This window comes from Nocardia sichangensis (assembly GCF_047200615.1).
Lineage (GTDB): Bacteria > Actinomycetota > Actinomycetes > Mycobacteriales > Mycobacteriaceae > Nocardia > Nocardia sichangensis.
This window is the reverse complement of the sequence record NZ_JBJZOK010000031.1, coordinates 43,087-69,189: the sequence shown is the minus strand read 5'-3', so window position 1 is coordinate 69,189 and position 26,103 is coordinate 43,087. Positions and strand designations below refer to the sequence as shown.

At 64.5% G+C, this 26,103-nt stretch carries 26 protein-coding genes, 1 tRNA gene and 2 pseudogenes; 14 read left to right on the top strand and 15 right to left on the bottom strand.

The features are described 5' to 3' along the window. Window positions 1–6: 6 nt before the first annotated feature. The 3 genes from ACL03I_RS32010 to ACL03I_RS32000 form a co-directional block, all read right to left on the bottom strand. A complete protein-coding gene (locus ACL03I_RS32010; protein ID WP_412807703.1) occupies window positions 7–1,260 on the bottom strand; it encodes a saccharopine dehydrogenase family protein in 1,254 nt (417 codons plus the stop codon). A gap of 271 nt (window positions 1,261–1,531) precedes the next feature. Beyond that, entirely contained in the window at window positions 1,532–2,866 is a 1,335-nt protein-coding gene (locus tag ACL03I_RS32005) for an FtsX-like permease family protein (protein ID WP_412807702.1), read from the bottom strand. Beyond that, a complete protein-coding gene (locus tag ACL03I_RS32000; RefSeq protein WP_412807701.1) occupies window positions 2,863–3,660 on the bottom strand; it encodes an ABC transporter ATP-binding protein in 798 nt (265 codons plus the stop codon). Before ACL03I_RS32000 ends, ACL03I_RS32005 begins: the two co-directional genes overlap by 4 nt. A gap of 273 nt (window positions 3,661–3,933) precedes the next feature. Here ACL03I_RS32000 and ACL03I_RS31995 point away from each other — a divergent pair, with 273 nt between their 5' ends. Then, the gene (locus ACL03I_RS31995) at window positions 3,934–4,623 is read left to right on the top strand and encodes a TetR/AcrR family transcriptional regulator (RefSeq protein ID WP_412807700.1); all 690 of its coding nucleotides are present in this window, start codon (window positions 3,934–3,936) and stop codon (window positions 4,621–4,623) included. 32 nt (window positions 4,624–4,655) lie between these two features. Here ACL03I_RS31995 and ACL03I_RS31990 read toward each other — a convergent pair whose 3' ends face one another. Further along, window positions 4,656–5,231, bottom strand: coding sequence for a TetR/AcrR family transcriptional regulator (locus tag ACL03I_RS31990; protein WP_412807699.1), 576 nt, complete (start codon window positions 5,229–5,231; stop codon window positions 4,656–4,658). 78 nt (window positions 5,232–5,309) lie between these two features. Between ACL03I_RS31990 and ACL03I_RS31985 the strand changes: the two genes are divergently transcribed. Continuing rightward, window positions 5,310–6,095: an SDR family NAD(P)-dependent oxidoreductase gene (locus ACL03I_RS31985; RefSeq protein WP_412807698.1), complete on the top strand. Its 786-nt coding sequence runs from the start codon at window positions 5,310–5,312 to the stop codon at window positions 6,093–6,095. Further along, the gene (locus ACL03I_RS31980; protein WP_412807697.1) at window positions 6,092–6,601 is read left to right on the top strand and encodes an SRPBCC family protein; all 510 of its coding nucleotides are present in this window, start codon (window positions 6,092–6,094) and stop codon (window positions 6,599–6,601) included. The genes ACL03I_RS31985 and ACL03I_RS31980 overlap by 4 nt, the downstream gene beginning before the upstream one ends. 9 nt (window positions 6,602–6,610) lie before the next feature. Here the strand turns inward: ACL03I_RS31980 and ACL03I_RS31975 are convergent, their stop codons facing one another. From ACL03I_RS31975 to ACL03I_RS31960, 4 genes are all read right to left on the bottom strand, one after another. Beyond that, entirely contained in the window at window positions 6,611–6,946 is a 336-nt protein-coding gene (locus ACL03I_RS31975) for a winged helix-turn-helix transcriptional regulator (RefSeq protein ID WP_355076676.1), read from the bottom strand. Window positions 6,947–6,948: 2 nt separating this feature from the next. After that, window positions 6,949–7,335, bottom strand: coding sequence for a hypothetical protein (locus ACL03I_RS31970; RefSeq protein ID WP_355076674.1), 387 nt, complete (start codon window positions 7,333–7,335; stop codon window positions 6,949–6,951). A 72-nt stretch (window positions 7,336–7,407) separates the two neighbouring features. After that, a complete protein-coding gene (locus ACL03I_RS31965) occupies window positions 7,408–8,271 on the bottom strand; it encodes a class I SAM-dependent methyltransferase (RefSeq protein ID WP_397281245.1) in 864 nt (287 codons plus the stop codon). Between the two features lie 837 nt (window positions 8,272–9,108). Further along, complete coding sequence (locus ACL03I_RS31960; protein ID WP_355076670.1) at window positions 9,109–9,420, bottom strand: hypothetical protein; 312 nt, start codon at window positions 9,418–9,420, stop codon at window positions 9,109–9,111. Between the two features lie 926 nt (window positions 9,421–10,346). Between ACL03I_RS31960 and ACL03I_RS31955 the strand changes: the two are divergent. Both ACL03I_RS31955 and ACL03I_RS31950 read left to right on the top strand, forming a co-directional pair. Beyond that, window positions 10,347–10,529 (top strand): annotated as a pseudogene (locus ACL03I_RS31955) (alcohol dehydrogenase); the annotation flags it as partial. Window positions 10,530–10,946: 417 nt separating this feature from the next. After that, window positions 10,947–11,363: a Zn-ribbon domain-containing OB-fold protein gene (locus ACL03I_RS31950; RefSeq protein ID WP_412807696.1), complete on the top strand. Its 417-nt coding sequence runs from the start codon at window positions 10,947–10,949 to the stop codon at window positions 11,361–11,363. Between the two features lie 125 nt (window positions 11,364–11,488). Here the strand turns inward: ACL03I_RS31950 and ACL03I_RS31945 are convergent, their stop codons facing one another. Next, the gene (locus ACL03I_RS31945) at window positions 11,489–12,433 is read right to left on the bottom strand and encodes a LysR substrate-binding domain-containing protein (RefSeq protein ID WP_412807695.1); all 945 of its coding nucleotides are present in this window, start codon (window positions 12,431–12,433) and stop codon (window positions 11,489–11,491) included. Between the two features lie 82 nt (window positions 12,434–12,515). Between ACL03I_RS31945 and ACL03I_RS31940 the strand changes: the two genes are divergently transcribed. From ACL03I_RS31940 to ACL03I_RS31915, 6 genes and pseudogenes are all read left to right on the top strand, one after another. Continuing rightward, window positions 12,516–13,706, top strand: coding sequence for a thiolase family protein (locus ACL03I_RS31940; protein ID WP_412807694.1), 1,191 nt, complete (start codon window positions 12,516–12,518; stop codon window positions 13,704–13,706). After that, the gene (locus tag ACL03I_RS31935) at window positions 13,706–14,362 is read left to right on the top strand and encodes a 3-oxoacid CoA-transferase subunit A (RefSeq protein WP_412807693.1); all 657 of its coding nucleotides are present in this window, start codon (window positions 13,706–13,708) and stop codon (window positions 14,360–14,362) included. Before ACL03I_RS31940 ends, ACL03I_RS31935 begins: the two co-directional genes overlap by 1 nt. Next, on the top strand, window positions 14,359–15,012 hold the full coding sequence (locus tag ACL03I_RS31930) for a 3-oxoacid CoA-transferase subunit B (protein WP_412807692.1): 654 nt from the start codon (window positions 14,359–14,361) through the stop codon (window positions 15,010–15,012). Before ACL03I_RS31935 ends, ACL03I_RS31930 begins: the two co-directional genes overlap by 4 nt. Window positions 15,013–15,218: 206 nt before the next feature. Next, a pseudogene (locus ACL03I_RS31925) lies at window positions 15,219–15,425 on the top strand (response regulator transcription factor); the annotation flags it as partial. Between the two features lie 740 nt (window positions 15,426–16,165). Then, window positions 16,166–17,725, top strand: coding sequence for an RNA-directed DNA polymerase (locus tag ACL03I_RS31920; protein ID WP_412807691.1), 1,560 nt, complete (start codon window positions 16,166–16,168; stop codon window positions 17,723–17,725). Then, the gene (locus ACL03I_RS31915) at window positions 17,722–18,321 is read left to right on the top strand and encodes a hypothetical protein (RefSeq protein ID WP_412807690.1); all 600 of its coding nucleotides are present in this window, start codon (window positions 17,722–17,724) and stop codon (window positions 18,319–18,321) included. Before ACL03I_RS31920 ends, ACL03I_RS31915 begins: the two co-directional genes overlap by 4 nt. Window positions 18,322–18,821: 500 nt before the next feature. On the opposite strand, the gene ssb is transcribed toward ACL03I_RS31915, so the two are convergent. After that, window positions 18,822–19,232 (bottom strand): single-stranded DNA-binding protein, encoded by a 411-nt coding sequence (ssb, locus tag ACL03I_RS31910; protein WP_412807689.1) that lies wholly within the window; start codon window positions 19,230–19,232, stop codon window positions 18,822–18,824. Between the two features lie 202 nt (window positions 19,233–19,434). On the opposite strand from ssb, the gene trpS reads away from it, so the two are divergent. Both trpS and ACL03I_RS31900 read left to right on the top strand, forming a co-directional pair. Then, window positions 19,435–20,469: a tryptophan--tRNA ligase gene (gene trpS / locus ACL03I_RS31905; protein WP_412807688.1), complete on the top strand. Its 1,035-nt coding sequence runs from the start codon at window positions 19,435–19,437 to the stop codon at window positions 20,467–20,469. A gap of 733 nt (window positions 20,470–21,202) precedes the next feature. After that, complete coding sequence (locus ACL03I_RS31900) at window positions 21,203–21,607, top strand: DUF488 domain-containing protein (protein WP_412807687.1); 405 nt, start codon at window positions 21,203–21,205, stop codon at window positions 21,605–21,607. On the opposite strand, the gene ACL03I_RS31895 is transcribed toward ACL03I_RS31900, so the two are convergent. Both ACL03I_RS31895 and ACL03I_RS31890 read right to left on the bottom strand, forming a co-directional pair. Beyond that, complete coding sequence (locus tag ACL03I_RS31895; protein ID WP_412807686.1) at window positions 21,588–22,997, bottom strand: outer membrane protein assembly factor BamB family protein; 1,410 nt, start codon at window positions 22,995–22,997, stop codon at window positions 21,588–21,590. The two genes, ACL03I_RS31900 and ACL03I_RS31895, sit on opposite strands and share 20 nt — an antisense overlap. 546 nt (window positions 22,998–23,543) lie before the next feature. Beyond that, window positions 23,544–23,720, bottom strand: coding sequence for a Tn3 family transposase (locus ACL03I_RS31890; RefSeq protein ID WP_412807720.1), 177 nt, complete (start codon window positions 23,718–23,720; stop codon window positions 23,544–23,546). On the opposite strand from ACL03I_RS31890, the gene ACL03I_RS31885 reads away from it, so the two are divergent. Next, complete coding sequence (locus tag ACL03I_RS31885) at window positions 23,671–24,351, top strand: tyrosine-type recombinase/integrase (protein WP_412807719.1); 681 nt, start codon at window positions 23,671–23,673, stop codon at window positions 24,349–24,351. The genes ACL03I_RS31890 and ACL03I_RS31885 overlap by 50 nt on opposite strands. 42 nt (window positions 24,352–24,393) lie before the next feature. Here ACL03I_RS31885 and ACL03I_RS31880 read toward each other — a convergent pair. From ACL03I_RS31880 to ACL03I_RS31870, 3 genes are all read right to left on the bottom strand, one after another. Then, window positions 24,394–24,467: transfer RNA gene (locus ACL03I_RS31880), tRNA-Pro, on the bottom strand. A gap of 128 nt (window positions 24,468–24,595) precedes the next feature. Further along, window positions 24,596–25,399, bottom strand: coding sequence for an SDR family oxidoreductase (locus ACL03I_RS31875; RefSeq protein WP_412807685.1), 804 nt, complete (start codon window positions 25,397–25,399; stop codon window positions 24,596–24,598). Further along, a complete protein-coding gene (locus tag ACL03I_RS31870) occupies window positions 25,396–26,016 on the bottom strand; it encodes a TetR/AcrR family transcriptional regulator (protein ID WP_355076658.1) in 621 nt (206 codons plus the stop codon). The genes ACL03I_RS31875 and ACL03I_RS31870 overlap by 4 nt, the downstream gene beginning before the upstream one ends. Between the last annotated feature and the right edge of the window lie 87 nt (window positions 26,017–26,103).

The window sequence follows — 26,103 nt, the reverse complement described above, 5'->3', positions numbered from 1 at the left end:
AATTCCTCATCGGCGCCGGCGGAGTTCGAACGTCATCCCCGCGGCCCGCATACGGTCGGAGAGCGCGTCGCCCATCGCCGTCGCCGGAGTGAGGACTCCGGCCAGTCGCGGCAACTGTGCGCTGTCGAAAGCCAGGCACAGGCCGGCCTCGCCGAGCATCACCGCGGTCGCCTGATAGCCGGGGTCGCCGGTGCCGGAGAAGGTCGCCACGTAAACCGCACCCGACGAGGTGCGGGCGAAGGTTTTCATATCGAACCATCCTTCGGCGCGGGCCTCGTCGTTCGGCCCGGTGCCCGGTTCGGGAAGCATTCGATCGAGGAGCTTGCGCCCCATCGCGGATCTGGACAGCACCGCGCCTGCCGCCATGCCGGCGGCGATGCCCGCCGTGACCGCGGCGGCGATCAGCGGCGCGGCCGGTGAGTCTCCCGCATGCATGACTTCTCGGTAGCGGAAGTTCTTGCCGTACACCCAACCGAGCAGACCGTTGCTACGCCGGACGATCTTCGTGTTGTGCGGTGCCATGACGAACGTGCCGACCCACCCCCGCAACGTCGGATCGATGGTGTTCGCCCGGTGCAAGGCCTGGTCGGACTGGCAGCCGACGTTTGGATCCTTCGACTCGTCCGGACTCAACGAGTACGGGTGGGATAGCACCGACCGCTTGGCGGGGTCGTCCGCCATGGCCTCCAACATCGCGCGTGCGGAGTCGACTGTGCCCCCGCTGACGCCGCCCTGCACTGTCGCGACGAGGGTTGTGTCCTCGAGTGCGCCGGAGTTGTCCGCGACCGCGCGGCGGTAGAGCTGGTAGACGCTCAGGTCCGACGGAATCGAGTCGAAGCCACAGGAGTTCACGATCTTGGCCCCGCTGGCCACGGCCTGATCATGGAACCGATCGATAACTTCCTTGGTGAATATGGACTCGCCGGTGAGGTCGGCATAGTGCGTGCCCGCCTTCGCGCAGGCGGCCACCAGAGGCATGCCATAGCGCTGATACGGGCCGACCGTGGTGACGACGACAGTGGTCCGCGCGGCGAGTGCGTCGAGTGCGTCATGATCGGCGGCGTCGGCCACCACCAGACTCCAGGCCGCGGCGGCCGGCGCCAAGCTGTCGCGGACTGTTGTCAGCTTCTCCAAGGAACGCCCGGCCAACGCGATTCGCGCCGTTCCCGGTGCCGCGGCGGCGAGATACTCGGCGGTGAGCTTTCCGACGAATCCTGTTGCACCGAAGAGAACAAGGTCGAATTCTGGGCCTTCTTGCATGTCCAATCCACTTCCGGTCGATGTTGTGTCCGACATTTCGGCTGGATCGCAGTCGATCCCGCCATGTGCTGCATTACGTGCGCGCCCGGCGCTTCCGCCGAAACCGGCGAATGCCCGGCCGACCCGGCGCGACCCGATGGGGCCACAGGCATCCGTCGTGCCCCCGTCCGTGTGCGGTGGGTTGCTGGTTCGCGGTGCATTCGATCTATCCTCCTGTTCAGGTGGCAGTTTCGTTTGGGCGTGATGATCGAAACCGGCACCGTTGAAGGGCTCATGGTGTTGTGAGGGCGACGACCGGCCGCATGCGGGTGGCCCGCACACACGTCGACGAGGTCGCGGCGAGGGAGATCACGAAGGCGCCGACGACCGTCGCGGGGTACATCCACCACTGGCCGGAAGGAATCGGGGACCCGGTCTTCACGATGCTGTAGGGGACAGCGGTGGCCGCCGCCGCGATCGTGCCGAGAACTACCGCGATGCCTGTCGCGGCAATGCTTTCGACGGCGACCATACCCAGCACCTGACGTCGTGTCGACGAGATCATCTGGAGCAGACCGAATTCCCGGCGCCGGTTCCAAGTCGCCGCGATCGACGCATTGATGACGGCGATGGTGCAGAACGCGATGATCATCCCCACGACCAGGTAATTCGCGGCCGCGAACTGCGGGCCGATGTCATCGGGCGCGCGATCGATGATGCTGTCTTCGGTACTCTGCATGTACAGCGTGCCGGTCGCGATGCCGACGAGTAGCGCCAACGGGCCTACGACAGTGCTCGCGACCGCGGCGCGGGCGTCCACATTCCGCAGAGCCAATCGGACGACGCTGCTCCGCGCCAGTGCGCCGACCCGCCCGACCGTCGAGACGACAGCGGGACTCAACAGTGCCGCACCGATCGCGACGCCGATGCAGGCCGGTCCGGCGACTGCGGCCAGCAGCGGTCCGTCGGTCATGAACAGTGTGCCGACCCCGGAGCCGAGGCCGAGCAGCAGGAATGCCGCGCCGATCATCGGTTTCGCCTGGGAGACCGTGCCCTCTTCCGCGCCCGCCGCGTCGGCCAGGGCGAGCACGGGTGCCACCTTCGCCGCGCGCCGGCCCGCGACCAGGGCGGCCACGATCGCGGCCAGCAGCGAGACCGCCACGCCCGCACCGACGGTCCACCAGCCGGTAACGAGCTGGATCGGCCCGTGCACGACACCCACCGCGCGCATCCGGCCGAGCAGAAACGCACCGAGCCCGACACCGGGTGCGAGGCCGGCGATTACCGCGGGACCGGCCACCATGAGCGTCTCCACCAGCACCATGGCGCGCACCTGGTGGGGAACAGCACCGATCGACCGGAGCAGAGCCAGCTCCCGCCGCCGCTGCTGGATTACGAGCGTGACGGTGGAAGCGATGCCGAACGCCACCACCGCGACGGTCCAGCCGCCCATGATCGCCGCGAGGATGGCCATGGAGTTCGCGCTGCCGTCCGGTGCGGTGAGACCGGTCTCGGCGAGTGCGGCGAACGCGGTCAACAGCGCTGTGCCCGTGCTGATGACGCACGCCGAGGCGATATACGCCGAGGAACGAGCCCGGAGCGTGCGAAATGCGAAACGCCACATCATCGGACACCGCCGTGCCGGGCGAAGCCGTCGGTCAGCCTGGTCATTCGCGCGGCGACCGCGTCGGCGGTCGGCCGCCGCACAGCGTCGACCACGCGCCCGTCCGCGAAGAACACCACGGCATCGGCGACGGATGCGGCGACCGGATCGTGGGTGACCATCACGATAGTGCGGCCGGAGCGGTCGACGGCGTCTCGGAGCAGGCCGAGTACCTCGGCGGCGGCCCGGCTGTCGAGCGCCCCGGTCGGCTCGTCGGCGAAGATCACCGCGGGTTCGCTCAGTAGTGCGCGGGCGATCGCCACCCGCTGTTGCTGCCCACCGGACAGCGTCGCGGGGCGCGCGTGCGCGTGCTGCGCGAGACCAAGCCGGGCCAAGACGTTGCGTACGGCGTCGACGGGGATCCGCCGAGAGGCGAATTCCGCGGGAAGCGTGACATTTTGCTGCACGGTCAAGGTCGGCACCAAATTGTAGGACTGGAAGACGAAGCCGATCCGATCCCGGCGCAGCCGCGTCAGTGCGGTCTCGTCGAGCGCGGTCAGCTCGATTCCGTCGACCGTGACCGACCCCGAATTCGGTCGATCCAATCCGGCCGCGCACTGTAGCAACGTGCTCTTGCCCGAGCCGGACGGTCCCATGACGGCGGTGAAAGAGCCGCGCGGGAAGGCCAGGCTCACGTTGTCGAGCACCCGCGTTGTCGTGGGGCCCGCACCGTAGACCTTGACCACCTCACGCAACACCACGCTGTGGTGCGTGAGCTCCGGCTCAGGCGCCCGGTGTGAATACAGTGTACGAGTCATAATTGTGATGGTACCGAACGTATTTTCGCGGTGGATATCGAGACGCAGATACCTACTTTGAACAGGGATTTGATCTGCAAATAGCTCGTGGCTATCAACACGGATACGGTATCGAGTAGACTTTCGTCACCAACCATTTTTCGTGACGAAAAGAGCTTCGTGATGGCGACTTGCCAGGTGTGTGGCCGCGAACTGGCGCCCGCTGTACGGGGTAGACCAGCACGGTACTGCTCGCGCGCCTGCCGTGCGCGGGCGTACCGCGAACGCGTCGCGGTGAAGCAACAGGGAGTCGCCGAGCCGATCGAAGCGTCAGTTGCCACACTCACGGTCGACAACGTGGTGCGCGCTGCGATTGCGCTGGCGGACCGCGAAGGCGGCGCGGGGCCGTCCATGCGCCGCACCGCGGCCGAACTCGGTGTCGGCGTGATGTCGCTGTACCGCTACGTCCCCGGCAAAGAGGAACTCGGCGGGCTGATGATCGACACGGTTTTCGGCGACCATCCGCTGCCGGAACCCGGTCCGCTTGGCTGGCGAGCGAAGTTGGAGCTGTCGGCCCGCCAGGAATGGGACATCTACCGCGAACACCCCTGGGTACCTCAACTGTTCGCCATCACGACCCGCCCGCCGGTCGCGCCACGCATGATGCGTTACACCGACTGGCGCATCCGGGCGGTGGACGGTCTCGGTCTCGATTTCCCGACCATGGTGCGCATCGCGATCATGGTCTCCACGCACACCCAGAGCGCCGCCTATCCGCTCGCCCGGGAGCGGTACGAGAGCAGCACCCGTGAGCAGTGGATCGGCGCACGCAGCAGCAAGGTCCGGGAACTCTTCGCTTCCGGCGAGCTGCCGATGATCGCACGCTTCGACGCCGACGCGTTCGATGCCTCTCAGCCGCAGAGCATCTTCGAATTCGGCCTGCGCTGCCTGCTCGATGGTGTCGCGAAAATCGTCCGCGCCTAGTCAGGGCGCCGCAGGGTGGATGCCACCGGTGGTCACGGTAGGCCGGCGAGGGCCGCGACGACTGCCCATGCGTCGGCACGTGGTTCCGAAGTCCAAGGGGCCGTTGGTTTGTGGATCCGTAGCGAGACCACGCCGTGCAGGGCGCACCACGCGCGCAGCGCGAGGTCCGGGGACTTCTCGGCGGCCGGTAACAGATCGGCCAGACGATCCAGCAGATCCAGTCCCGGCCCGGTACCGGGCTCGATCGAGGGATCGGGTCGTTCGAACAGCAACTGGTAGGCGCCGGGATGATTCTCGGCCCACGTCAGATAGGCATCGATCAGCGAACGAAGCCGGTCGACCCGGGTGCCGTCGGGCATGTCCGCGGCGTCGAGCGCATGCCGCAGCCGGCCGAACAATTCCTCGGTCACGGCATAGTTCAGCGCATCTTGAGACGGGAAGTGCATGTAGACCGCGCTGGGCGCGACACCGCAGGTCCGGGCGATGGCCCGCAGTGACGGCGTCGGCAACGACTGCGGTTCCAGCAGCAGCTCGATCGCGGCGGCAACCAACTCCGCGCGCAGCCGCTCGCCCTCTCCGCGCGCTCGTCGTTGGCGTGTATCGGTCATCGAGGCTCCCTTGACATAGATCACTGAACAGATGTTAAGTATAGCTAGATGAACACTTGTTCACCTTCAGGAGGCGACATGAAGAACTGGGATGGCGCGACGGCGGTCGTGACCGGTGCGAGTAGCGGAATCGGCGCGGCATTCGCCACGGCCTTGGCGGAAAGACGGTGTGACCTGATCCTGGTCGCCAGGCGCGAGCATCGGCTGCGCGAGCTGGCGAGAGACCTCGAACACACCTTCGGTATCCGGGCTCGGGTCGTCACCGCGGACCTTTCGATCCCCGCGGATGTCGAGCGCCTCGCCGCCCTGCTGAGCGCGGACGAGCACCCGATCGACGTACTGGTCAACAACGCCGGTTTCGCGACCCACGGCCCGCTCGCCGACCACGACCGCGCGCGCGTGCGCGAGGAGATCGCGGTCAACATCACCGCCGTCGCGGAACTGACCCGGGCGGCACTGCCGGACATGATCCGGCGCGGCCGCGGAGCGGTGATCAACATCGCCTCCACCGCGGCGTTCCAACCGATCCCGTTCATGGCCGTCTACGGCGCGACGAAGGCGTTCGTGCTCTCGTTCACCGAGGCGTTGTGGGGCGAGCTGGAAGGTAGTGGCGTCACCGCGCTCGCCGTGTGCCCGGGCGCCACCGATACCGAGTTCTTCGAGGTGGCGGGCGAAGCCGCCAGTGTCGGACGACGGCAGACATCGGAGCAGGTGGTGGCGACGGCTCTGCGCGAACTGGACCGTCGCACGCCCCGGCCGAGCGTAGTATCCGGGCTGACGAACGCGGTGTCCACGCGTCTGCCGCGGTGCCTGCCGCGCCGCACCACGATTCGCCTCACCCGTGGATTGGTCGCCGCGAAATGACCATGTACGCCCTGCGTCCCAGCAGCCTGTGCGATATCTCTTCGATGCGCCGCCACCTACTCAGCGAACGTATCGTGGACGCATCGGCGCAGCGAACCTTCGACATTCTCGCCACCGGGGAAGGCCAAGGGGAGTGGGCCGACGGGTACCGGGCCACCACCTGGTACGGAAATGCTGCGCATGACGTGGGAACGATCCGCGACATTCACTTGCGCTGGATCACGGTGCGCGAACGATTCCTGGCCTGGGAGCCCGCCGCCCGTTTCACGTTCTCCGCCGATGCCATGTCGATCCCGCTGGCGCGCCGAATGATCGAAGACATCACCTTCGAGCCGCTCGGCCCCGGCCGCTGCCGCATGGTCTGGCAGGTACACCTCGACCCGGCGCCGGCGCTGCGCCCGGTCGAATCACTGGTGATGCGACGCCTTTTCGAGCCGATGTTCGACTCGTTCGCCGCCGGACTCGCCGGATTCGCTCGCACATATAGTACTCGCGGGATGGTTTGACCATGGCGGCTAGTGAAGTTGGCGGTCCCAGTCTTGGGCCCATGCGGTGATCGGTTGCAAGCTGTGGATGAGTCGTTGTCCGATCGGTGTCAGCGAGTAGCCGTTCACGTGGTCGACGATGCCGGCCGCGGTGAGTTCATGGAGCCGACGGGTCAGCACGCTCGAGGAGATTTCGCCGCATGCCGTACGCAGTTCGCGGAAGGTCGGTGGGTGTGCGGCTCTGTCGAGTTCCCAGATCACTCGCAGGGTCCACCGCCGCCCGATCAGGTCGAACAGGGCCATGATCGGGCGGCCGGTCGAGGAGCCGCGGACGGGATGTCCGGGTCGTGGCGCGTCGGTGGGCATGGCTATCCGGCCTGGCTGGGCAGAGGTGAATCCTGCAGCCGCCGTGCCATTTCCGCGATCGCGATGCGCAGGGTTCCCAACGGACGCAAAAACAACGTGACGTGTGTGATCCGATCGGAGGCGTCGCGTTCCTCGCGCAGCATGCCCTGCAAGTGGTGATCCTCGACCTGTGCGGTGAACGCGAAAACCCCGTCCCGTTCGGCTCTCCACTGGTTCGTCTCGGTGATACCACCGAGCACTGTCGAGATCAGTCCCAGCACGTGTGTGGCGTCCTCGCGCCCGTGATAGTCGGCGACCGGGCTGGTGAAGATCGCGTCGTCCGCAAGATGCTGTGCGAGGTCCTGCGAGCGGTCGGCTTGCCAGAAGGAGAGAACCACACTGTCGCTCATGCCTCTATTTTAGAGGCATGAGCGACAGTGTGGTAGGCGCTGGTCCGGGGGCCGCAACCGCGGCAGACGAACTCAGCGGCTCGCGCGCAGTATGCGGATCGCGCGCAGTGCGGGGGGCGGTTCGCCCTCGAAATTTTCGGATCCGTCGAGGTAGCCGGCGATGAGGTCGGGGGCGGAGTGGTCTTCGAGGTCGGTGAAGCCGAGGGCGCGCAGCTGTGCGGCGAGGTCGTCGGGCGTGAAGTAGCTGAACACGGGTTCACCGAGGCCGGCCAGCCGATCGGCGCGGGCCTGCTGGTGCGCACGGTCCACATCGGTGTCCGCGGGCTGCAGGTAGTCGAAGACCACCTCGACCGGCTGGGCCTGACCAGCGATGTATTCGAGAGTGGCGTGGGCGGCGTCGGGAGTCAGATAGAAGACGACGCCGAGCCACACGAAGACGGCCGGGTCCGTCCGTTCGAATCCGGTGGATTCCAACGCCGCTGCCAGCGTCTGGGTTTCGAAATCGACCGGCACGAAGGTCAACGTCTCGGGGCGGTCGATTCCGGCGGTAGTAAGGCGTTCGCGTTTCCACGCTTGGGTGGCGGGGTGGTCGACCTCGAAGACACGCAAGTCCGGGCGCGGATTGCGGTAGGCGAAAGTGTCCAGACCGGCGCCGAGGATCACGACCTGCCGCACACCGGCGGCGATGGCCGCGGCCACGGCGTCCTCGGCGAAGCGCGCGCGGGCGGCGAAGAACAGTCGGCGGGGCCGATCGCTGACCCCGTCACCGAGGTGATCGGTTGTGGGTGTCCCCTTTTCGGCCAGGTCCTCTGCGGTGACGCCGAGTAGACGTGCCGCCAGGGGGTCGGTGAAGATTTGTGGTCGGTCAGCGATCTGGTGATAGGCGCGGGCGTACGCGGTGATGAGCGCTGTACGGCTGGGTCCGTCGTTATCCATGTTCGACAACCTAGTCACGAGTGTGGCGCACGCTCTATGCATTACTCACGCTCACTCCGATCTGCGCACCCGCAACCCGATGATCACCTCGCGACTGGTTATCGAGGTGTCCGACAACCACCGCCGGTAACGGCTGTGAACCCGGAGCACCCCGCAGCCGGAACACGCCACCGGATCCTCGCCGGTAGCAGCCTCGATCCCCACTGCTGAACCCGCCGCGCGCACCACCTCGATCCGCGCATATCCCTACCGAGGGTCAGGAGCCGTCGGATACACGGTCCAGAACGCTACCGTCGGCTATCGGCTATCGGCTATCGGCTATCGGCTATCGGCTATCGGCTATCGGCTATCGGCTGGACTACTCCGACCCCATATTTCCCATTAGCTGGGATCGGTACGGATCGAGCCAACCGGCCACCGCCCTCCAGTCGGCTGGGGTCATTCGAGCAAGAGGATGTGCCTCTGACTCGAGACAGTATGTGTGCAGGCGTCGACGCTGATCCGCTGCCGATAGCAGCGCTCTTCTGCATCGTGAGCAGAATCTGTTCGTTGTTGTGTGGATGTTCTCGTCCATTGTTCTCCCGCCAGTAAATGCGCGAAGAGGATCGGAACCGGTTGTGTAGCGCTATCGAGACCGAGCCGATCAGTCGTCGGTTACGAGCACTGTGTCCAGGTCCACGTAGCTGCGAACAACCATGCGAATCGGTGACGTCCAGGCGAGCTGGATCGACACGCTCAGGATCCGGCGACGCTATCGCGCGTCGGCCGTGCCATGTACGGCGAACTGTCGCGTGACGTGCGTGGCACGGCGACTCGCCGACGAGCCTGCCCGGGGGGTCATCGGTGCGAGATTGCTCGAGTTCGGAGCGGCCTCGACAATGCGCATGCGCAGTTCGAGTCGGCGATCTGACCCGAGGTGGAGCGTATTCCAGCATCGGCTGGTCGCGTCGGGTCGATTCTGTCGCACCATTGGCTGTGCAGTGTTCGCCAGCCTTCGGGGGCCGTGCGGATCCACTTCTCTTGCAGCTCTGCCGCAGCCAAGGCGGGGTTCTCGCGCTCGACTTCGTTTTCCGCGTGTGCGGCCCGGTCGACCAGCGCGGTCCAGCGGTGGAAATCCTGATGGAGTGCCTGTTCGGCCTTCTTGTGCACTGTCAGCTCCTTAGGTGACGGTTGTCGTTGTTTTTCTGAACCTGCGCTTCTGGATGGTGCGCTCGGATACCACAAGTCGGATCTGTATATCGCGAGCGTTGCTGTGGGCGGTGACTGGTTTGTGACGTGTCAGGGCTCCTGGCTCACCTTGATTAATTGATGCACCGCATCAGATTTCGATCTATCGGTACTCGAATGTGCCGATGCCCCTCGCTGTGCGTATTGACACAGCTACATGCTCGGTCGGCTGCATGTGCGGTAGGTGCGGCCACGGCTACCATGCCCGTGGCGCCGAGGGCGACGCCGATGCGTTCGCGATTCGCGCCGCAGCGCTGGGTTAGATGTCGGCAGTCAGACATTGTGCATCGATCTCTTGTACGGAAGGATCGGATTCCGACAGCGCGTAGGGCTGCACGGACCCTTGGAGAGAGCCGCTGAGGCTCGCCGATGGAGCGGTCTTCTGTTGTCGGATGCTCAACTCTCCGGCGTCACGCATTCGCGCGGCTACCATCCCGTCATCACGGGGCTGACCGCGGTGTCGGGTGGCCAACGTTTGATGTCGGCTTGGTCACAATTTAAGCACAGACGGTTAACTATGCACAGGGCAAGTAGGGACTTTTCTATCAAAAGCCGCAGGTCTGCCATGGCTTCGTCGCCCAACCAGCGAATTTGCTGACTGCATGTGATGCATGTCACATGCGATATCTATTGACGGTTACCTGACCCTCTGTGTCCGACTTCCGGCTCGATGGAGCGGATATGAATTCGCCACCTGAGTGTGGTGGCGTGGGCCGGCGGCGAGGGCTGAGGGCTCTGCAACGAGTCGGTGCTACGTCGGCATGGTCTATTGCCGTGCGATGTTGTCGCAGTGCGGGATTCAGCCACCGCTGTATTTTTTGGGGAGGCGGAACGCGCCGCACTCGCGGCGCCAACTGCACATCCACGGAGCCAACGGGTCCGCACCCGAACACAACAAGCGCGCACTCGAATACATCTCCTCAGGACAAGTGCCGGTGAAAGACCTCATCACCCATCGCATCCCCCTCGAAAACGTGCTGGACGCCTTCTCGATCGTCAAGAACGGCGCGGCCATCAAGGTGACCGTGGAGGGGGTGACCGGCCACGCCCGGAGTTTGTTCCTACAACGGCTGAGATCACTATCGAACCGGGAACGTCCGGCAGTCCTACCGGCTTGCAGTACCTGCGACGTGTCCGTGGCCTTGGCAGCAGATGTCGGGTGTGTGCCGATTCGTCGGCGGGTACCCGCAGGTTGCGCGAGCACTGAGGTTGTGGCGCTGGAATCAGGTGCCGAACAGCGAGCGAGGTTGTCAGAGATGCCGCGGGCTGGTGCGGAGCGTGAATGCAGTGTGGCCTGTCCAGGCCCTGTGGCTGACAGGGGGTTTTCCGCCGCGCCGGTCGGTTGAGGCGGGAAATAGGTATACCGCGGGTCATTCGACCGTCGCCGGGCGCGTCTTTCCATCGCAGGCTGGAGCGGAACCTGTCAGCACCCTCTCGTGGAGGCCCGTATGTACCCGCCTGACCTGGAGAAAACTGCGAAGTGCCTCGGCGACGACAGCGGGCTGTGCGCGGATGACGTGTTGATGATTCACCGTTGCGTGCGGTGCGACAAGTTGCTCGCGCCGATCACGTCTGGGTGTTCGTCGTGTGGATCCGGCGAGCTCGAGCGTGTGCCGTCGTCGGGTGCGGGTTCGGTCGTGTCGTGGCGGGTTGTCGACCGAGCCTCGTCCGATCGGCCAGGTAGGTTGGTGCCGCTGACGATCGCGATCGTGGCGCTCGACGAGGGCCCGTGGGTCTACACCTCCCTGGAAGGGGAGATCCCTTCGTCGCCGGGCCGGTCCGTGCGCGTTCGATTCCAGCCCCATCCATGGGAGGACCGGTTCCCAGTCTTCGCGGTCAGCGCCGATCCCCGAAATTCGGCGTAGTGGCCCGCGACGCGCCTATCCGATCGAGACTGATCGATGCACCGCTCACCAGATCAATCTGTCTACCGAGGCCACTTTGCCACGGGTACGTCGGTGTCCAACCAGTGCCGTAGCGGGTGGGCCTGCTAGATAGCGTGCGCTGCGGCTCGGACCAGCGCCGCGACAGTTGCCACGCCGGGCGAGTTTTCCGATTCCCGTCGGGCCAGTATGAGGTCGACGGTTTCCGGCTGCCGGAGTGGTCGGTAGGTGACGCCGTCGAGTCCTAGGCTGCGGACGGGTTCGGGGGCGAGGGCGACGCCGAGGCCGGCGGCTACGGAGACGGCGAGGGTGGCGGTTTCGCTGACTTCCAGGACGGGGGGCCGGAATCCGGCGCGGGCGCATGCGTCGAGTACCAGGTGGTGCATGGTGGATCGGTCGCCGGAGGGGTGGGTGATGAAGGTTTCGCCGTCCAGGGCGGCGAGATCGACCGGATCGGTGTGGGCGAGTGGGTGGTTGACGGGGAGGACGGCGAGAAGGTGTTCGGTGCGCAGTGTTTCGAGCACGATGTTCGGCGCGTCGAGGCTCGGTGCGAGGAGGCGGTGGAGTCCTCGGGCTGATCCCGGTTCAGAGCCTGGTTGCGGCCGGACCAGTGCCAGGTCGTATTCGCCGGTGGCCAGGCCGTCGAGCAGTTGCGGGGACAGCAGTTCGCCGCGCACTCGCAGGTCGATGTCGGGGAGTTCGGTGCGGACCATCCGGGTCAGGCGGGGAAGGACGTCGTAGGTGGCGGTGCCGATGAAGCCGACCGAGACGCGGCCTGCGCTGCCGCGGGCGAATGCCGCCATGTCGTCGGTGGCGCGTGCGCATGCCGCCTCGATCCGCCGGGCGTGTTCGGTGAAGCGTTCGCCCGCGGGGGTGATCTCGACGCGGCGGGTCGAGCGGTCGAACAGCTGAACCCCGAGTTGGGTTTCGAGCTGTTTGATCTGCTGGGACAGGGCGGGTTGGGCGATGTGGACGCGAGCTGCGGCTCGGCCGAAATGACGCTCGTCGGCGAGGGCGAGGAAATAGCGCAGGGTCCGCAGGTCGAAGTCCACACAGCCATCCTATCGCCGCTACTTATCAATGCGCGTTAAATGAGTATTGGACTGCATCAATCGTGGTGTTTAGCGTCGAGGCGTGACCGATTCCTTCGTCTATGCCGCGGCGCGTACGCCGTTCGGGCGTTTCGGGGGTGCGCTGGCCGATCAGCGCTCCGATGATTTGGCCGCTGCGGCCCTGTCCGGTGTGCTCGCCAAAGCACCGCACCTGTCTCCTGATGCGGTGGGGGATGTGATCTGGGGGTGTGCGAATCAGGCCGGTGAGGACAATCGCAACGTCGGCCGGATGGCGGTGCTGCTGGCCGGGCTGCCGACCGGGGTGCCGGCGACCACGATGAACCGGCTGTGCGGCTCATCGCTGGATGCGGTGATGAGCGCCTCGCGGATCATCGAGGCCGGTGACGCGGAGGTGGTGGTGGCCGGGGGTGTGGAGTCGATGACGCGGGCACCGTGGGTGCTGCCGAAGCCTGTGCGGGCCTTTCCCGCCGGACACGTCACCGCAGTCTCGACCACGCTGGGCTGGCGGCTGGTCAACGACAAGATGCCCGCGGAGTGGACGGTCTCGCTGGGTGAGTGCAACGAACAACTCGCGCAGCGGTTCGGGGTATCCCGTGACCGCCAGGACGAGTTCGCCGCTCGCTCACACCGGTTGGCGGACGCGGCATGGGAGGCGGGCTTCTACGACGACCTCGTGGTCGCGTTCGGTGGCCTGACCCGCGACGAGGGCATCCGTCCCGACTCCACCGCCGAGAAGCTGGCCGGATTGAAACCGGCGTTCCGGACCGACGGGTCGATCACTGCCGGGAACGCTTCCCCGCTCAACGACGGCGCGGCCGCAGTCCTGCTCGCAAGCGAGACAGCCGATTTGGGTGTCGATCCGCTGGCTCGCATCGCGGGCCGGGGGACCTACGCGCTGGATCCGCAGGACTTCGGCTACGCACCGGTGGAGGCAGCCAACCGGGCGCTGGCTCGCGCGGGGATCGGCTGGGCTGATGTGTCCGCGGTGGAACTCAACGAGGCTTTCGCGGTGCAGTCGCTGGCTTGTGTCGATGCCTGGCTCGCGCAGGGACTGGCCGATCCGGAGATCGTCAATGCCAAGGGCGGCGCCATCGCGATCGGCCATCCTCTGGGTGCTTCGGGCGCGCGGATCGTGGGGACTTTGGCGCACCGTCTCGTCGAGTCCGGGCAGCGGTGGGGTGTCGCCGCGATCTGCATCGGCGTCGGTCAGGGACTGGCGGTCGTGCTCGAGAACATGCGGGAGGTGTGGTGATGGTGGACATCTGCGAGACCACCGCGGCGGCGGTCGCCGGGATCACCGACGGCAGCACCGTTCTGATCGGCGGTTTCGGCATGGCGGGCATGCCCGTGCAGCTCATCGAAGCTCTCATCGACCAGGGCGCCACCGATCTGACGGTGGTGTCGAACAACGCGGGCAACGGCGACACCGGCCTTGCCGCCCTGCTGGCCGCCAAACGGGTTCGCAAGGTGATCTGCTCGTTTCCGCGCCAGTCCGACTCGTGGGTCTTCGACCGCCTCTACCGGGCTGGACAGATCGAGCTCGAGGTGGTGCCGCAGGGTAACCTCGCCGAACGCATTCGTGCGGCGGGCGCGGGGATCGGCGCGTTCTTCTGCCCCACCGGCGTCGGCACCCAACTCGCCGCAGGTAAGGAGACCCGCGAGATCGACGGCCGCACTTACGTTCTGGAGTATCCCCTGAGCGGGGACGTCGCTCTCATCGGCGCCTACCGATCGGATCGAATGGGCAACCTGGTCTACCGCAAGACCGCTCGTAACTTCGGCCCGGTCATGGCGACCGCCGCCACCACAACCATCGTCCAAGTCCAAGAGATCGTCGAAACCGGCGCCCTGGATCCCGAAGCGGTCGTCACCCCCAGCATCTACGTCGACAAGGTGGTCGCGGTATGAACACCGGCCCGCTCAGCAAACATCAGATCGCGGCCCTGATCGCCGAGGACATCCCGCCCGGCGCGTATGTCAACCTCGGCATCGGCCAACCCACCACCGTCGCCGACCATCTCTCAGCAGGCTCCAGGGTGGTACTGCACACCGAGAACGGCATGCTGAACATGGGCCCCGCAGCGGTGGGTGACGAGATCGATCCCGACCTCACCAACGCGGGCAAGATCCCCGTCACCGAGCTCCCCGGAAGCGCCTACTTCCACCACGCCGACTCCTTCGCCATGATGCGCGGCGGGCATTTGGATGTGTGCGTGCTCGGCGCCTTCCAGGTCTCCGCGACCGGTGATCTGGCGAACTGGCACACCGGCGCACCCGACGCCATCCCCGCGGTGGGCGGCGCGATGGATCTGGCCATCGGAGCCAAACAGATCTTCGTGATGATGACGCTGTTCACCAAAGACGGCACCCCGAAACTGGTTCCGGCCTGCACCTACCCCCTCACCGGAGTCTGCTGCGTATCCCGGGTCTACACCGACCTCGCGGTCTTCGACATCGAACCCGACGCAGTCGTCGTGCGCGACACCTTCGGCATCACACTCGAGGAGCTGGCGCGCCGCTTGGACGTGCCCCTGCGAGGCCGACGAGTAACGGCCTGACCGGAGTCACGTCCGGTCTTCCGGCTTCCCGAGTTGTGACCGCCGCAAGACAGCGTGTCACCGGTCGCCGGCCGACCACGCGCGCGGTCCTGGAACGAACGGTCGCATCAGCGTTCACCAGGCACCAGCTTCCGGTGGACCGTTCAGCACCGGGAAAGAGGTCAAGTCCGAATGCGTGGTTTAGCGGATGGTGGTCCGCGTCAGGGCCAGGCGTGGCACTGACCAGACGTGAACGCCAGGTCGCAGAGCTTATCGCCCAAGGCGGCACCAACAAACAGATCGCCGCCGAACTGGTGATCTCTCAACGCACCGCCCAGGGCCACGTCGAGCACATCCTCACCAAGCTCGGATTCACCTCCCGCGCTCAGATCGCGGCGTGGATCGCAGAAGGCACCGATCGACAAAATCAGTGAGCGCCTCGACCAGTTGTCGGTGTGCCGTACCTAAAGCAAGGTCGATACTCGGACACGCCCCACGCTAGGGACGTGTTGAGCGCTAGTGTTCCGCGCCTGAAATCCGTTGATTGATTCTAGGATTGCCGCGATCGCGGTCCGCCACGGCGAACACCTCGTGCGGGTGCATGCCGGTGCCGGTCCATCGGGACGTCCTGGAACGCTGGGCCCGCGGCGACGAGGGCGAAAGTATGAGATTTTGACTGGCTCGGGTCGAATCCGGCCCCATGCCGATGAACGAGAAAACCCCTTCCGACGCTGGTCGAAAGGGGTTTCCTGTGTCGGGCTGACAGGATTTGAACCTGCGACCACTTGACCCCCAGGAATGGCGATCCGTCATCTGTGCACGGCGTGCACGTCGTACACGTGCGCTAAACCCACTTGGTTCCCGTGGATTCGGCCCGCATGTAGGGCGTGTGGTCCCCAGTTGGTCCCCACCCTGCCAAGCACAGGCGAGATGCGTGTCCAGCGCGAATCCAAGGATGGTTCGGTGTGGCTCGTCGCTGCTGCGGACTAGTTGCGGAGTGCGAGCCTTCATACTGATCCAGATCACCTCGCGTCGGCGTGACCATCGGACCTCCCAGAGATCTGTACGAGGACGCGGGCTACGTCCTAGGCGGGCGAGATGCAGCTAGATCGTGGGCTGATGTTATGGACGCAAAGCTTTGTGCAATTGAGCGATGCACGATAGATTTCCAACCGTGCGTCCAATCACAACTGAGGTGCTGAACAAGCTGCAAATCGCGGAGTCGCTTGTGCGTGTCGCGCATACCCAACGCAACCTTGTTCCCTCGGAACCCGGCTGGGAACAGCTGACAGCCAACAATGCCACGATTACGCGTGTCGAACGGTACATCAAATCCCTTTGTCGCGGCGGCATGGAAGTTGCAACAGAGCGTGAACTAACCGCGCGAAAACCAGGTCATGGAGTGCGGCCAGTGGCCTTCTGGGGGATCAAGGAACAGGTACTATATGATGCGCTCACCGCTGCCGCGTTGCACACTCTTCCTGTCGTAGACCGAAGTGTGGCTAAATATATCGAGTTCATTGAATCGCCAGTTTCGTACGCTCAAGAAATTCAGCCCGACAAGGAGACTCCCGATGTAGAAAAGGTGCTGTTCTTTGTATTCCAGTCCAAGGTAAAGTATGTCGTCAAGTCCGATCTGACGTCTTTTTATCAGTTCATAGATCACTCAATACTTGCCGATGAACTCATATCTCAGGGTGCCGATTTTGATATAGTCTCCCACCTTATCGAGCTGATTTCTGAAGTCACTGGGCGACCACTGGGACTGCCACAGCTGTATCATGCATCTGACCGACTTTCGGAGGTCTATATCGACCAAGTTGAGCGAGCCCTTCTCCGTAAAGGCTTCGCCGTTTGGCGCTTTAATGACGACTTCAGAATCGCATGTAAGAGCTTTTCTGAAGCGATCGCAGCAATCGAGGCACTCGACAGTGCGGCCAGATCGGTGGGCCTCGCAATAAACGAGTTAAAAACTTTCACTTATCAATTCTCAACATACCTCTTGAGTACCTACGATATGGATAAGTTGCCCGAGGGTGGGATCATCTCACTGGATGATGTTGAGGCTGCCGCTGGTGACTACACTGACGATTTCAGTCAAGATCCGGACTCTGCTCTCGATTTCATTCAATCGACCAACGTTACCGGAAAAAATGACGGCCTAGATCTGAAGAGCGCGGATCGCGACGACGTTCGCCGCATCCGGCGTGCTCTGGATTCATTGGCGAAGGACCAGAACGCAGCGGCGTTCGACTCCATTGAACTTCTGATCAGCTTCGTTCCCTCGCTAACTCCAGATCTGATCAAGTACATGATGGCCGCTGGCTCTGGAGATCATCGAATACGGGCGGGTGAGATTCTTGATTCGATAATTGAATCAGTATCACTAAATAGTTGGCAACAGGTGTGGCTGATCGAGGCATTTCGGGCTCTTGACCTTCTGTCTGACGCGGCCCCGAGTTCTATAGCGAGTCGTCTGGCATGGGTTCAGAAGTGTTTCGCTACTGGTAAAGAGCCATTGAGGGGGGCCGCGTTCTGGGCATTGGCGGCCTCCTCACACCTGGAAGTAGTAGAAACAGTGGAAGAAGCTATGGACGCCCCCGAAGCCGTGAAGTCTTTATACCTGGCCGGTGTACGGGACCGTTTACCAATAAACCCAACGATGCAAGAAGGGAAATCAGTTTCAGGGCTGCGCGGCACTGATGAAATTACCCGGGCTCTCCTGGCTTTATGACATCATTACGCAAAGTTCCTTGGGATGTTACCGAGGAAGCGATGAGACTCCTGAACCTTACGGTCGCTGACTTTGCGTCTCTTCCGCCTGTCAAGAGCGGCCGCTGGTACGGCGCATCAGGTGCGGCGAAGTGGGCGAGATTTGATCCGCGTCAGATTCGATTTCAGAGTCAGTATCTGCGTATGGTTAGTATCGTCGAAGCCTACGTCGATACAGTGTCCGAGGCATTGTTCGATCGTCAGGTTGAATCTCTTGACTCATTCTTCAAGAACTTGACTGCGGCCATCCAGGATATATCGTCAGCCAGCTGGAATGAGCGTAAGAATTGCTTTAAGGCTCATCACGGATTCAGCCTCCAGAATTGCTCTGGATGGAGCGAGTTCGATCGATCCATCGACGTTCGAAACTCTATTGCACACGGCCTTGGTGTGGTAACAAAGAAGCAATTGGCCTCGAATAAGGATAAAAAGATACGTTTGGCAAAAGTTAAGATCGTAGACGGGAGAATTGAAGTGACTAAAGATTCGTTACAAGTATGTTCAACTGCTTGCGCAATGCTAATAAAATCCATTGACGACAATCTGCCACACCCATGAGCGGGCAGGATCAAAACGCAACCATAGCCAGGGTCCCCGCCCCAAAACTGCGTGGCGTCGTGTGATTATGCTGCGGGAGGTAGGTCGGGTACGGCACACGGCGTGCCCAGCACTGTTCGGCAATCCGAAAGGTGACCATCGCCGGCGGAGTGACCCGCGGTAGGCCCTGGGATGGGTGGGCATGCGAGGAGGGGGCAGGCTTCCCTGCCTGCCCCGTAGGGCCTGCCCTTCGCGCGTAGAGGCTCCAGGGTCAAGGGTGGGCGGAGCCCATCAGCGGAGCTGACGCCGGTAGGCGCCCTTGACGCTGGAGGGGCGCGCGGACACACTGCAGGCCGATCCATTCCAGGGCCGCGCGGCCGAAGGACGCGGAAGCACTTGCTACAGAAAGGTTCTAGCCCGTGCCGTCTTAATCTAAGTAATAGGCGAATTCGGCAGTCGGTCGTGGTGGCCGGGTTCGGTGACCGGACCTGGTTGTAGCTGGCCCGGTCACCGTGTGCGGATCAGAACGGCGGTTCGGTGGCGTCGGCGCTGTTGGTGCCGTTGCGGGTCCAGCGGGTGATCTGTGCGGTCTGGCCTTTCAGGTCGACGGCGACGGTGTCGGCGGTGAGTTCGAGGGCGGCGCGGGGCTTGGCGTCCTTGCCGAGGTAGGGGTCGGCGGTCAGGCGGTGGCCGGTGACGGTGACGCGGCATCCCTTGGTCAGGCTGTCTCCGGCGAGTTGGGCCAGGTCGCCCCAGCAGTTGATCCGGATGACGGTCTTGGCGGCGTCGACCCATTCGTTGCGGTCGCGGTCGTAGCGGCGGTCGTTGGAGATGACGGTGAAGTTGGTGACGAGTTTGCCGGTGGTCGTGACGCGGGGTTCGGGGTTGTCGGCGAGGTGGCCGGTGATGGTGACGGTGACGTTGCTGGCCATGACGGCTTCCTCCTGGCGGGGGTTCGGGGCTCGGTCGGCTCCCGGTGGTTGGTGGGACGGAGGACGCGGTGGCGGGTCATGCACGGTCACGTCAAGGCTCGGCGTGGGTGCTGTGGGGCTGGCCGGTGGGGCTCGCGACCGGCGGGATGTCTGTCGCTGGGTTGGTGCTGTGGCAGCGTCAGTGCCCGGAAATGTTCGACCGGTGGGCGACCCGATGACCGTCAGCGGCGCCCGCGTCATGGACAACCCGCACCGCTACCGGGTGCTGACCGGCGATCGACCGACCGGCCACCTGCACATCGGCCACTATTTCGGCACCTTGCAGAACCGCGTGCGGCTCGCCGAGGCCGGAGTGGAACTCTTCGTGGTCGTCGCCGACTACCAGGTAATCACCGACCGCCGCGTCGGCGCCGACATCACCCGCACCGTCAACGATCTCGTCCTGGACTACCTCGCGTGCGGACTCGACTCGGCCGCCACCATCTTCACCCACAGCTCGATCGCGGAACTGAACCAACTCCTGCTGCCGTTCCTCAGCCTCGTGAGTGTCGCCGAACTCGAGCGCAACCCGACGGTCAAGAGCGAGATCGAGGCCATGCAGCGCCCCGTGGTCAACGGGTTGATGTTTACCTATCCGGTGCACCAAGCCGCCGACATCCTCTCGATGCGCGCCAATCTTGTTCCTGTGGGCAAGGACCAACTGCCGCACGTCGAGATCTGCCGCACCATCGCCCGCCGCTTCAACGACCAGTACAGCCACGGCCGCCCCTACCTGCCCGTACCGCAGGCCCTACTGGGCGACGCACCGAATGTCCTCGGGCTGGACGGACGGAAGATGAGCAAGAGCTTGGGGAACTCGATCAGCATCTCCGCGACGCCCGACCAGACCAGAGATCTGATCCGTCAGGCCAGAACCGACAACGACCGGCAGATCACCTTCGACCCGGACAACCGACCCACCGTGTCCAACCTGCTGCTGGTCGCGGGCCTGTGCCAGAACCGCACCCCGGATAGCATCGCGGCCGAGATCGGTGACGGTGGCGGAGCCGAACTGAAACGAGTGGTCGCTGAAAGCGTCAACGAATACTTCCGGCCGATCCGGCGACGACGCGCGGAACTGGCCGAGGACAACCACATCGTTCGCGACACCCTCGCCAAAGGCAACGAAACCGCCCGCCAAGTCGCCGCCGTAACCCTCGACGACGTGAAGTCCCTGATGGGCATGCTCTACACCTAGCCTTGGCTATGCACGAGCGTGCGGTCGCGCTGGCAATGCGAACCCCTCGACGTCCCCGGTGTATCCACACCAGGTCGAGTTGGACTAGTTCGTCAAGATAACGTTGGTAGCGTTCGAGGGTGGCAGGCGCGGCGGAGGGCGCTGAACCGCGTATCGGTCGTGGCACCTCTATTTGACCGCATGCGGCGATTGCCGACAGAAGCCAGTGGAGCCGCTCGCGGCGTCGGAGTTTTGCGGTTACGCCTTCCCGCGACGAATCCCCGCTTCCATCAGCGGTTCCGTCGCAGCAGGATTCGAAGAACTTCCACTGCGGTTCTTCGGTGTTCACGGTCACGATGGAACACGGCACCCACAGTGGCCACCAACACGGCGGCGGAGGCGGGAACACCAAGCAGAAGGGACAACAGACCAGCTGTAATCGCGCTACTCATGGATTCGACACTGAAGTTATCCCGTCCGGCAGGCAAGCCACCCCTCGTTCGGACTGGAAGATGGGGGTTGCAGTGCTGTGGATCCGCTGGTCAGACAGGCTAAATATCCAGATTGTGATCCGATCACTTTGGTGGATGTTCGGTCGGAGTGGGCTGGCTGCTTAGACACTTCTCCACCGTCACCGCGCGACTCAGCGGCCGCGCGGCTGGTCGGACTCGGCCTGAGCTGTGGTCGTGATTCTGTCGCGCGTTTCAGGGTCTGTCGCACTGCATCGCGGTGGTTTGATGCACCATAGGAACCCATGGGAACCTCTGGCACTGCCGCCGAGTATGCCGGCGCCGAAGGAACCCTTGTCAGCATCGGCTACGAGGGGAAGACCGTCGGCGATCTCGTCGCCCAGCTCGTCGAACAAGGCGTCGAGGTACTCGTCGATGTGCGTTTGACTCCGCTGAGCCGCAAACCTGGGTTGTCGAAGACGAGGCTCGCCGAGTCCCTGGCTGCGGTGGGTATCGGTTACGTTCACCATCGCGCACTCGGTAATCCGAAGAGCAATCGGGACGGCTTCCGTGCCGGTGAGCCGGAGTCCCGTGCTCGGTATCACGACTTACTCGACAGTGCCGCTGCGACTGACGCTCTTGCGCACGTATGCGAGCCGATGAAGGCTGCCGCCGATCGTTCGAGTCACATTATGCAGCGTATCCGGTGAATTCATGGGCGGTCACGGTGACCATGCGACCGCCCATCGCCCGCACCTGCGAGTGGACTCTGGGATCGCCGCTGGGCGGCAACAGCATCGACCACACCGGAGTTCCGTCGACGCCATCGATCGCCTGCACGGTGACACCGTCGGTCAGGATGAGATGGGTTGCGTCGGTGATGCCGTCATAGCTTGTGAATTTCGTGGCGTGTTCGAACGGCGAGGGCCGCTGCCAGATTCGATGCCCGTCGGTGAGGGCGAGCCCGGAAAGCGTTGTGCCATCGAGTGATCGGATGATCACGGTATCTCGCACCACACCCTCGATCGCGTCCTTGCGCCCGGCTGTGTCGTCGATGCCGATCTCGGGATTGGTCCACAGGATCGCACCGGTGGTGCGGTCGTAGGCGCTTTCGCCGGTCAGGATCGGCAGTGGCGACGCGGTGGCGACCGGGTACCACTCGAGCATGAAGCTGGCATTGGCGACCTCGGTGATGCGGTGTCCGTCGCGGCCGAGCAACGCGACCTGTCCCGCGGTGCCGCTGCGATCGATCACCTGCGAGGCGATCATGCCGCCGTCGAAGACATAGCCGACCGGTCCGGTGAAAAGTGGTTCGCCAGTGTGCAAATCGTAGACATGGATGTTGCCGTGGCGCCCGTTCCGGAAGTAGTCCGGTGCGCTGATGACGGGTCTGACCGGTTCTCCGGGTACCACTGTCGGAAACGTCTTACGCCAGCTCGCGGCGATATCTGAGACGGTTCCTCGCGTGAAGACAGCGGTCTGCCAATCCGCGGTTCGCCCCGCCACCGTGACGACACCGTCGCGAGCATCGACCTGCTCCACCTCGAAATCGGTGATGTGGTCGGTGAGCACCGTGCCCGTCGCGCTGTCGACGATCAGGACCCGATGGGTGTCCCAACAGCTCAGCAGGCCCTGAAACACCTGTTCGGCGCAGCTGGCGATCGCGCCGACATCGATTGTCCAGTGCGGCTTTCCGGTATCGGGGTCGATACCGTGCAGTCGCACCCCGCTGACCGGCTGCCCGGCCCCGCCACCCGCGCTGTCCGGCACCGCGGTGGCCGCCACGATCGTGGTCCCGGCATCCATCGGCGTGCCGTTTCCGTAGTAGACGTTCAGACTGTGCGGAGCGGACAGTAGAACAGCGCCGGGGTCAGTGGACAGATCGGCGGCGCGCACCGTCCAGCGAGGAGTGGGTGCGGAGCCTAGAGTGGGTTCGATACGAAACTTGCCGCCCACCACCGGCGTTGCCTGCTGGAACTGCCGTGGTGATCGGTCCGCCCATACGACCGCAGCGACACCCACCACGACGGCCACGACCAGCACCGCGATCCAACTTCGACGCCTGTTCGGACCGGTGAACCACTGTGCAGCCGTGTTCATGCGGAGAGGTCTCCTTCATACATCTATCTGGACCAGGCACTGGCCGACTGTGCGAATTCTGCAAGGTATCAGCCATCGTCGAAGGGTGGCGATCGCGAGGACGACCCATCGCTGGTGATTTCCCCTAGCTCGAAGATCGAGCTCTCGGCGCGGTGGGATTCGCCGACCTGGAGATGCCGCGTCCGAGGCAGCAACGAGCTTCAGATGGTGACGCCGCAGTCGATCTCGACCATGATCGGGACGATGTAACAGACCCCAGCGGGTGGTGGCCATCAAGAACCCTTCTTCGAAGTGACACGCTGCCGCGTCTGGCGCGGCGCGGGGGCGGCCGCGGTAGTGTCGCCGGGGGAACAGCGCCCCCGGCACCCGTCCAGCGTGGTGACCAGCACCGCGTCCGGTGGGACAGATCCAGCACCCAGTCGCAGAACCGGCGGATGGTGTGGGTGATGTACGGGGAGATCGTGGCCAGATCATCGGTGTCGATCGGGTGCCCGTCGGAAGCCAGCGCGTTCGCTCCGGCGGTGATTTCGCAGGCGTTGGAGTAGATCAGCAGTTCGCGAGCAGCTCGTTGAACTCGATGATCTTCTCCTGGTAGTCCGGGTCGTTGCGCCCGATCGCCTCGCCGCCGAAACGCAGCCACGCGGAGAAGCCGTGGAACGCCTCGGCCTTGTTGGTGATCGCGGTGATCTGCTCCCGCAGCTGCGCGTCGGCGAGGAACCACAGCAGGGTGACGGCGTTGGTGACGCTGGCTGATGCCCTGGTGGCTCGTTCGGCGGATCGGTATCAGGGCTGGGGTGATGTGGTGATCTTCGCTGCGTGCACCGCGTCCCGTATCGGCGAGGTCTCTGGCTGTCGGGTCGGTGACATCGACACCGATACCTGGACTTGGCGGGTGCGGCGGCAGACCACACCGGGACCGGGCGGCATGGAGGACAAGGGAACCAAGGGTAACCGGGTGCGCTACGTCCCGCTGATCGAAGAAGTTCGGCAACTGGTCACCCAGCGCATCACGATCGTCGGGAGCGACAACCCCGATGCCCGGCTGTTCCGTGGCCCGCGCGGAGGGCGGATCGCTACCGGCGTGCTCCGGGATGCCACCCACTGGGATGAGGTCGTGACCAAGCTCGGGTACGAGCATCTTCGGCGACACGATCTGCGGCACACCGGACTGACGTGGATGGCCGATGCCGGGGTGAGCCTGCACGTGCTCCAGAAGATCGCCGGACATGCCGACAGCCGGACCACGGAGCGGTATCTCCACCCGGACCGCCGGGAGATCACCGGGGCCGGTGACAAGCTTTCCGAGCACTTGCGGTCCCGTTCTGGTCCCGCTCTGCGGGTGGTCGGCGAATGAGAAAAGCCCCTCCGACGCTGGTCAGAGGGGCTTTCTCGTCTGTCGGGCTGACAGGATTTGAACCTGCGACCACTTGACCCCCAGTCAAGTGCGCTACCAAACTGCGCCACAGCCCGTTGCGTCCGCTGTGCGGGCGCTCGAAGAGATTACCGCACGAGGCTGGAGGGGTGCTAATCGGCTGGTCAGAGGGGGTTGGAGGGTTGGGCTGGCCGGGGTGGATCGCCGGTCGGGGAGGAGTGGGCGGTCAGCGGTAGTCGTCCACGTGGTCTACGGCCCATTGGGCGAAGGTGCGGGCGGGTATGCCGGTGACCGACTCGGAAGTGGGGCCGACCGGGCTCGGTTCCGAGCCGGCCTTCGCCCACATGTCGAGGACGGGGCGGTAGTAGACGTCGGCTGCTTCCTCATAGGTCAGTTCGATCAGTTGGACCGGCTCGCCCAGGGCGGCGGCGATGGCGGCGACCTGCTGGTGGTGCGACAGGGATTCGGGGCCGGTGAGCGGGTAGGTCTTGCCCGCGTGGGAGGAGTCGTCGAGCGCCGCGATGGCCGCGTCGGCGATATCGGCCTCGTGGATGGGGGTCAGGTGCAGGTCGGGGAAGGGGACGCGGACGACGCGCTCGGCCTTGATGGTGGGAAACCAGGTGCGGGCGTTGGCGGCGAAGGCTCCCGGCCGCAGGACGGTCAGCGGCAGGCCGGATGCGCGCAGCGGGTTCTCGACCGCGAGATGCCTTGCGCCGATAGGATTCTGGTCGTTCTCGGCCGCGATGGACGACAGCAGCACGACGTGGGCGACACCAGCGGCCTCGGCGGCGTCGATGAAGTTGCCGATGCCTTCCGCGGCGGCGTAGCAGAAGACCTTGTCCACGCCCGCGAGCGCGGCGGTGACCGATTCCGGGTCGGTCAGGTCGAGTCCGACGAGTTCGACATCGTCCGGCACGGTGGTCTCGGCGGGACGAGAGCTGGCCGCGCGCACCGGTTTTCCGGCCGCGCGCAGCTGGTCGACGACGGTCCGGCCGACGATGCCGCGAACGCCGGTGACGAGGTAGGTCATGAAATATCTCCTTCGGAACGGGAATCGGTGAGATGGGCGAGAATGCGGCGCAACTGTTCGCCGTAGCGCTGCTCGAATTCGGCGGTCCGGGCCTCCACGCCGAACAGTTCGCGAACCTGGACCGGCAGCAGCAGTGGGGCGATGACCATCCCCATCACCGCGAGCTGGAACGCGGCCGGGTCGAGGTCGGCGGCGACCTCGCCGCGCTCTTGCCGGCGCCTGGTCTCGGCGATGTCGGTCTCGGAGATCGGGTGCGTACCGGTCGGCGCGGCATCGGACAATCCCCGCCACATGAGCAAGCGGATGCCGCGGGGGTCGCGCAGACCATCGCGGAGATAGTTCGTGACCACCTCCGCCAACGGCAGCGCCGGATCGCTGAAGGCGGCCTCACGCTCCAGCCAGTTCTGCTGGAGCGCCCGGTAGAGACCTTCCTTGCCGCCGAAGTAGTAGGTGATCAACTGCTTGTTGACACCGGCCCGCTGGGCGATGTCACCCACCCGGGCACCGGCGTAGCCCTTGGCGGCGAACTCCTCCAAAGCCGCCTCGAGCAGGCAGCGTTTGGTGCGTTCGGCGTCGCGGACGCGGTGAGCGGGATCAGGTGTGCGGTGTGTCGCCACATACCCAGATTAGGCCAGTATTTTACAACTGGCTAATTGTTTTAGACGCTCGGTGGATAGTCGAGGTGCGTTGCCTCGCACCGCGAC